Origin of the sequence: Streptosporangium sp. NPDC006930, assembly GCF_040635605.1 — a bacterium.
GTDB lineage: Bacteria > Actinomycetota > Actinomycetes > Streptosporangiales > Streptosporangiaceae > Streptosporangium.
In genome coordinates, this window is record NZ_JBEYID010000024.1 from 142,505 (window position 1) to 148,504 (window position 6,000).

Sequence of the window (6,000 nt, forward strand, 5' to 3'; positions counted from 1 at the left end):
TCCGCGTTCTGATGGGTCGCCTGGTCGCGTCCGACCCTGCGGGCGGTCCCAGGTTGTGCGTCACCGCCCGCAGGGGTGGGGAGCGCGACGGCAGAGGCTGGTCGCCGTGCCGCCGCGCCGTTCATGGAGCCGTGGTCGGCTCGATCCGGTCACCTCGGGGCCGGGTACGCCACAGGTCGAGGTCAATCTGCTGCATCCGGTCCCACAGTTCGGCGGCGCTGCTGGCGTGGACGGTGCGGCACTGGGCCGGGTCGGTGCATTCCCAGGCTTCGAACCGGCGAAAGCGCAGGCTCCAGATGACGCACCAGGTGGGTGCGTGATCTTGTACTTGCCGGGCGGCGTGTGCGGCGTCGGCGTCAGCGCGGGACAACATGCTCTGCCGGGATCGTGTCGGTGAGTAGTGGTAGCTCGCTTTCCAGGAGGCTGGCGGCGGGGCGGGTGCGCAGGATCCGGTAGTGCGCGGCGAGGTGTTGGGCGGCGGTGGCCGGGTCTGAGGCGGCGCTGAGCAGGTGGTCGCCGGATCGGTCGAGTACGGGGCTGGTCCACCAGAATCTCTCGCCGTCGCTGTAGGCGAGCAGGCCGAGGAAGACGGAGACGATGGCGTTGCCGGAGCGCAGGTGGTGGATGTCGGCGCGGATGCCGTACACCTCGTTGAGGATCGTGGCGAGGTCGTTGGCGCGTGCTGCGGCGTGGTTGCGGGGTGATTGCCCGGTGGGTGGTGGCGCGGCGGCGGGGATGTGGGAAGGAGCCGCGCCGCCGCGCCTGCTCATGGGGTCACCCTGCTGCAGGGTGGTGTTCATGCCGCGACCTGCTGTCGGCGCTCATGACAACTGGGCTCGTGAGGGCTGGGTGCGAGGGCGTCTGGGAAGTAGCGGACTTGGCCGGAAGTGAGGGCGGGGTTGGGCCAGGAGGTTTGGTGTTGGTGGTCGGGAGGGTCCAGCAGCAGGGTGAGCGGCGGCCGGGTGGGCGGTTGGCTCATGGTCGGGGGTGGAGTGCTGTGCTCGTGGGCGCGGGCCGCGATGCGGGCTCGGCGGCGGGCGAGGGGGTCGCGGGCGAGCGCGAGGCGGGTCGCACGGTCCTGTCTGGACTCGACCGGCCGGGGTGCGGGACGCCGGGCGACACGGGCGTCGTCGCGGCGGGGTGGTGCGGCAGCGGGCCGCGCGGTTGGGCGGGGGGTGGGGTGTGGTGTCCGCATGGGCGGTGGCGCGGGCGCGGCGGGAGCGTCCGGGATGGAGGCGGGTGAGGTGGAGTGGCGAGGCGCGGGCACCAGGGGGATGACCTCGGCGGGCGCCGTGGTGACGGGCCGCTCGACGAGAGGGAAGGGTCGCGTGCCGGTGCGGCGCGCCTCCAGGCGCATCGCCATCAGCGCACCGGTCGGCTGCGCGTACTCGTGATCGCTGGCCCGGCCGGGGCAGCCGTGGGCGTAGGGGGCATGTCCGCACTCGGCGCAGCCCATCGGCAGCGGCGGCACGTCGGCGAAACAGGAGCAGTCGCTCGCCGCAGTCCGGTCGAGAACCGGAGCATTGGAGTTGTTCACGGGTCAGGACTCATTTCCTGATCAAGAAGCCCGTCCTGGCGCGCGATGCCATGGGCGGGCTCCGCCTTTTCATGGGGGCTCCATGAAAACGCTCCGTGACCACTCAGCAACAGAGGATACTTTGGATGAGGGGGGATATCCCCCCCTCATCCCCTGTGCCTTTGAGGTGCGCACATGAACGATCTTCCTGTGTGGGCCGTTCGATTGCGCGAAGAGCGGCAGTCGCGTGAATGGTCCTTGAAGGACATGGCTCGGCGGTTGATCGACGCCGCCGGTGGCCGTACCAGGGAACACCTGCCGACTCAAGAATCGTTGACCCGCATGGTCCGCGCCTGGGAAGCCGGTAAGCATCGGCCGAACGAGCCTTATCCTGCGCTGCTCGCTCAGATCTTCGAGGTTCCCGAGAGGGAGTTGTTCGCAAATCCACCGAATGCCGATGAATTGGTGATGCCATCCGAGGGTATTTTCATCCGGAAGGCGCCAGATGGAGACGACATGGAACGTCGAAGGCTTTTGCAGATTGCCGCGGCCAGTGCCGGAATTGGGATATTTGGCGTCTCCGGTGAGCCGGTTCGCCAACTCCTCGAACTGTCCCTCGACCATGGTTTCCGAAGCGGCGAGGAATGGGAGATATCCGCCGCCGACCACCTGCACGCGCTCCGCACCAGGCCGCCCGCACAGGTGGCGGCCGATCTCATCATCGACCTGCTCACGGTACGGCGGCAGATGGAGGTGTCATCTCCCGCCGAGGTGACCGAGTTGCAGCGGACCCTGGCCGTGCTGTCCAGCATTCACGCCAACGCGCTGACCCGCCTGGGCGACCATGGGGCCGCTGTCCGTTGGTGGCGTACCGGACGAAGCGCAGCCGACGCCTCTGGGGACCGGGAGGTGCGCCTCCTGGTCCGCTCCGAGGAGGCGGGGCACGGGCTCTATGGGCAGCGCGCCCCGGAGACGGTCATGCGCCTCGTCGACAACGCGGAGCAGGTCGCCGGCGGTTCCTCCGTCGACTTGCTGACCACCCGGGCGAAAGCCCTCTCGCTGCTCGGCAGACATGCCGAGGCACGTGAGACGCTGGACGCCGTTGTCGAGCTGACGGAGAAGGGGGACCGCGGGGATTCGCTCGGCTTCTGGAAGGAAGACCAGATCTACTTCACGCAGAGCTGGGTCCATGCCGGTGCGGGCGACGAGGCCAGGGCGGGCACAGCCCGGGAGAACGTGCTCAGGTTGACCGGCGACTACCAGTACCGGACCAACATCGCTCTGCACGAGGCGCTCTGCACGGTCGTCCAGGGCGCGATCGACGAGGGGGTCCGCCGAGCAGCGACGGTGATGGACCCTCTTCCTGTCGCCTACCGCAGCAACCACATCATCGAGACCGGGCGAATGCTGCTGCGCGCCATCCCGCTCGATCAGCAGGACCGCCCGGCCGTCGGCGAGTTCCGTGAAGTCCTGTCCACGGAGGTCAGGCCGACGGGGTAGCTCACGCCGGTGCCTACCAACGTGTATCTATGTGACCCATGCGACGAGCCGCGATTTACTGCCGGATCAGCCAGGACCGCGAGGGCGCAGGGTTGGGCGTCGCCCGCCAGGAAGCCGACTGCCGAGCCCTGATCGAACGTAAAGGGTGGACCGTGGTGGACGTCTACCCCGACAACGACGTCAGCGCCTACTCCGGTGCCCCACGCCCCGCCTGGAGGAGACTGCTGGCCGACATCGAAGACGGAAGCGTCGACGCCATCGTCTGCTGGCACGTCGACCGGCTGACCCGCTCCCCGCGTGAGCTGGAAGACGTGATCGACCTGGCCGACCGGCGCGGCGTCGAGTTGGCCACCGTCACCGGGGAGATCGATCTCGCCACCCCGACCGGGCGCCTGATCGCCCGGATGCTCGGAGCCGCCGCCCGGCATGAAGCCGAGCACAAGGCCGAGCGGCAGAAACGTCAGCGCCGCCAGAGCGCCGAGGCGGGCAAGGTCTCCGGCGGAGGGATGCGCCCGTACGGCTACGCCGAGGACCGCATCACGGTCATCGACGAGGAAGCCGAGGTGATCCGGGAGGCCGCCCGGCGGTTGCTCGCTGGAGAGTCGTTGTCGAGCGTGTGTCGAGACTTCCGAAAGCGTGAGATCACGACTCCGGCCGGAGGTCACTGGATCCCGACGACATTGCGTCGGCTGCTGGCCTCAGCGCGGATCAGCGGACGGCGCGAGCACACGCCCCGCAGCGCCGCTGAGACCACGCGCCCGCTGCTGGGTGAGATCGTGGCCGACGCCGTCTGGCCCGCCATCATCAGTGCCACCGATTCGGATCGGCTTCGCGCCCTGTTGAGTGATCCGGCCCGTGATTTCCGTGCCCAGGCCGCCACCGGGCGGACCTATTTACTGTCCGGGATTTTGCGGTGCGGCCGGTGTGGCTGGCGGATGAGCGGCCGTCCCCGCTCCGGCGTGCCGCGCTACGTCTGTCCGAACGTACCGGGCACCGCGGCCTGCGGTGGAGTGGCGACCAACGCCGCCCGCACTGATGAGCACGTGCGGGACATGGTGTTGACCGCGCTGGACTCCCCCGAGCTGGCCAAGCGGGTGCGGCACCAGGCCGGAGACGATGACGGCCTGGCCGAGGAGGTACGGGCGGACGAGGAGCAGTTGGAGGAACTGGCCCAGGCGTGGGCGGCACGGGAGATCAGCCGCAAGGAGTGGATGGCCGCCCGTGCTCCGATCGACGCGCGATTGGAGAAGTCGCGCGCGCAGTTGGCCCGCATGTCGCGTACATCCCCGCTGCTGGGCTTCATCGGCACCGCCGAGGAGATGCTGAGCCGGTGGGAGGCGATGAACGTCTCCCAGCGACGAGCGATCATCTCCGCGACCGTCCGCACGGTCACGGTCGGAGTGGCCAACCCGCGCAAGCGTTGGGATCCCGACCGGTTCGGCTTCGAGTGGATCGCCTAAGCAGCCGTCTCCGGCACGGCCAGCGGCTCAGGGGCATCGACGAGGCGGAAGACGGCGGCGACGCGTTCGATCACGGCCAGGTCTTCCACGACGGGCGGCAATCCCTGTGCGGCGCGGGAGGCGGCGACCCGCGCCCTCATCTCGTCGTTCATGGCATCCGCCGGACGAGATGACGGCTCCGTGGCCGAGGAGGTGCGTCGGCAGGCCACCGGGTGTCTCCGGTGGCTGCGTTCATGACGGTCTCCCCTGCTTTCCCGGGCGTCTGATCGCCTTTCGGGATGTCGCAAGTTCACCGCGAACAGGGGAGATTCGGTATCACGCCAATCTAGCCGGGCTCTTACACCGTCAGTTGGACATGGTCTACACAAGCGCTTACACACGCGGCACCGGAGCGCAGATCCATGCCGACGCACCCTCTTCCGCATCGCAGCAGTCCAAGCCGGTCAGCGCACCTGGCCGAGCAGAATCCGCAGCCACAACCGCTCTCCATCGACGGCCCGTAGCCACTCGCTCTCGTGCATCAGCACGGCATCGGTGCGATACATGCGCCGAACGAACAGCAGTCCGCCTGCCTGGCAGAGTTCATAGACGATGCGCTGGCAGGTGCAGGTGTGCTCGCGGATGCGGATCTTGTCGGCGCGCGGTGCGCAGTCTCGCCACATGAGGCGTTCGTAGTCCGCTTGCGGGGCGGCGGGATGGACTCCGTGATACGCCCCGATGCCAGGCGAGACGTTGATCATGGCTTACCGCCGGGTCTCCTGCTCCTGGAGTGCGGCGACGAGGCCGTCGAGGTCATCCGCGCCGACCGTCTGCTCGATCCCCGCGTTGATCTCTGCCGCGCTCAGGATGACTCCGCGTCTGGTGGCGTACAACGCGCCACTGTCGCTACAGAAGATCGCCCAGTGGGGGAACTTCACACGGAGCGCATCCAGGTCGTATCCCGTTGTTGTCATGGGTCAAGCGTAGAGAGGGCAGTTCACGGATGTCTATAGGGCACTGTAGGGCCATCCGGAGAACGACGGTCGAGCAGAGGTTCCTACAGTGGTCTCATGATCGAATGGCGTGAGGATCAGCCCAGGTGGCAGCAGGTCGCGGAGATCATCCGCGAGCGCATCGCCGCCGGCACCTACCGCCCCGGCTCACGCGTCCCCAGCGAGAACGACCTGATGCAGGAGTTCGGCATCGCCCGCATGACCGCCCACAAGGTGATGAAGGCGCTCCGCGCCGAGGGTTCCATCTACACCGTCCGAGGACTCGGCAGCTTCGCCAGCCAACCCGACGAAGACCAGAACACCACCGAATAGCCCAGCAGCCCTGAGGGCGACAGGTCACGGGGCGAAGCTCACGGCCCCCCAGCGTCAAGCATCAACCGATGCTCCAGCGTCAACCAGCAGGCCACATAAGACCAGCTCAACACGGTCGACACCCTATCTAAAACTGACGAACATCGTTGACACCTGGGTCTCCGGCCACTACGGAGACCATCTATGTCGACTTCCCCGAACCCCCCACTCGACCGTGAAG

The 6,000-nt window shown here is 68.0% G+C and carries 9 protein-coding genes; 3 read left to right on the top strand and 6 right to left on the bottom strand.

All coding sequences use genetic code 11. From position 1 onward, the window contains the following. Nucleotides 1-121: 121 nt before the first annotated feature. Genes ABZ664_RS32575 through ABZ664_RS32585 form a run of 3 tightly spaced genes read right to left on the bottom strand, consistent with a single transcriptional unit; the run spans nt 122 to nt 1,537 of the window. Nucleotides 122-373, bottom strand: coding sequence for a hypothetical protein (locus ABZ664_RS32575; protein ID WP_362518470.1), 252 nt, complete (start codon nt 371-373; stop codon nt 122-124). Beyond that, nucleotides 357-800, bottom strand: coding sequence for a hypothetical protein (locus tag ABZ664_RS32580; protein WP_362518473.1), 444 nt, complete (start codon nt 798-800; stop codon nt 357-359). The genes ABZ664_RS32575 and ABZ664_RS32580 overlap by 17 nt, the downstream gene beginning before the upstream one ends. After that, on the bottom strand, nt 797-1,537 hold the full coding sequence (locus tag ABZ664_RS32585; RefSeq protein ID WP_362518475.1) for a hypothetical protein: 741 nt from the start codon (nt 1,535-1,537) through the stop codon (nt 797-799). Before ABZ664_RS32585 ends, ABZ664_RS32580 begins: the two co-directional genes overlap by 4 nt. A 495-nt stretch (nt 1,538-2,032) precedes the next feature. Here ABZ664_RS32585 and ABZ664_RS32590 point away from each other — a divergent pair, with 495 nt between their 5' ends. Together ABZ664_RS32590 and ABZ664_RS32595 are read left to right on the top strand one after the other, a co-directional pair. Next, nucleotides 2,033-3,016, top strand: coding sequence for a hypothetical protein (locus ABZ664_RS32590; RefSeq protein ID WP_362518479.1), 984 nt, complete (start codon nt 2,033-2,035; stop codon nt 3,014-3,016). A 38-nt stretch (nt 3,017-3,054) separates the two neighbouring features. Then, nucleotides 3,055-4,476 carry a recombinase family protein gene (locus tag ABZ664_RS32595; RefSeq protein WP_362518485.1) on the top strand — a complete coding sequence of 474 codons (1,422 nt, stop codon included), beginning with the start codon at nt 3,055-3,057 and terminating at the stop codon, nt 4,474-4,476. Here ABZ664_RS32595 and ABZ664_RS32600 read toward each other — a convergent pair. The 3 genes from ABZ664_RS32600 to ABZ664_RS32610 form a co-directional block, all read right to left on the bottom strand. Continuing rightward, nucleotides 4,473-4,628, bottom strand: a complete 156-nt coding sequence (locus ABZ664_RS32600; RefSeq protein ID WP_362518490.1) for a hypothetical protein — start codon at nt 4,626-4,628, stop codon at nt 4,473-4,475. The two genes, ABZ664_RS32595 and ABZ664_RS32600, sit on opposite strands and share 4 nt — an antisense overlap. Nucleotides 4,629-4,919: 291 nt before the next feature. Next, nucleotides 4,920-5,216 (bottom strand): hypothetical protein, encoded by a 297-nt coding sequence (locus tag ABZ664_RS32605; RefSeq protein ID WP_362518493.1) that lies wholly within the window; start codon nt 5,214-5,216, stop codon nt 4,920-4,922. Nucleotides 5,217-5,219: 3 nt separating this feature from the next. Then, nucleotides 5,220-5,429 (bottom strand): hypothetical protein, encoded by a 210-nt coding sequence (locus ABZ664_RS32610; RefSeq protein WP_362518496.1) that lies wholly within the window; start codon nt 5,427-5,429, stop codon nt 5,220-5,222. Nucleotides 5,430-5,525: 96 nt separating this feature from the next. On the opposite strand from ABZ664_RS32610, the gene ABZ664_RS32615 reads away from it, so the two are divergent. Next, nucleotides 5,526-5,780 (top strand): GntR family transcriptional regulator, encoded by a 255-nt coding sequence (locus ABZ664_RS32615; RefSeq protein WP_362518501.1) that lies wholly within the window; start codon nt 5,526-5,528, stop codon nt 5,778-5,780. The last annotated feature ends 220 nt before the right edge of the window (nt 5,781-6,000 follow it).

What these genes read in the sequence shown, in the direction of transcription:
- ABZ664_RS32615 (WP_362518501.1), top strand. Translation starts at nt 5,526, where the DNA reads ATGATCGAATGGCGTGAGGATCAGCCCAGGTGGCAGCAGGTCGCGGAG.
- ABZ664_RS32605 (WP_362518493.1), bottom strand. Translation starts at nt 5,216, where the DNA reads ATGATCAACGTCTCGCCTGGCATCGGGGCGTATCACGGAGTCCATCCC.
- ABZ664_RS32575 (WP_362518470.1), bottom strand. Translation starts at nt 373, where the DNA reads ATGTTGTCCCGCGCTGACGCCGACGCCGCACACGCCGCCCGGCAAGTA.
- ABZ664_RS32590 (WP_362518479.1), top strand. Translation starts at nt 2,033, where the DNA reads ATGGAACGTCGAAGGCTTTTGCAGATTGCCGCGGCCAGTGCCGGAATT.
- ABZ664_RS32580 (WP_362518473.1), bottom strand. Translation starts at nt 800, where the DNA reads ATGAACACCACCCTGCAGCAGGGTGACCCCATGAGCAGGCGCGGCGGC.
- ABZ664_RS32600 (WP_362518490.1), bottom strand. Translation starts at nt 4,628, where the DNA reads ATGAACGACGAGATGAGGGCGCGGGTCGCCGCCTCCCGCGCCGCACAG.
- ABZ664_RS32595 (WP_362518485.1), top strand. Translation starts at nt 3,055, where the DNA reads ATGCGACGAGCCGCGATTTACTGCCGGATCAGCCAGGACCGCGAGGGC.
- ABZ664_RS32610 (WP_362518496.1), bottom strand. Translation starts at nt 5,429, where the DNA reads ATGACAACAACGGGATACGACCTGGATGCGCTCCGTGTGAAGTTCCCC.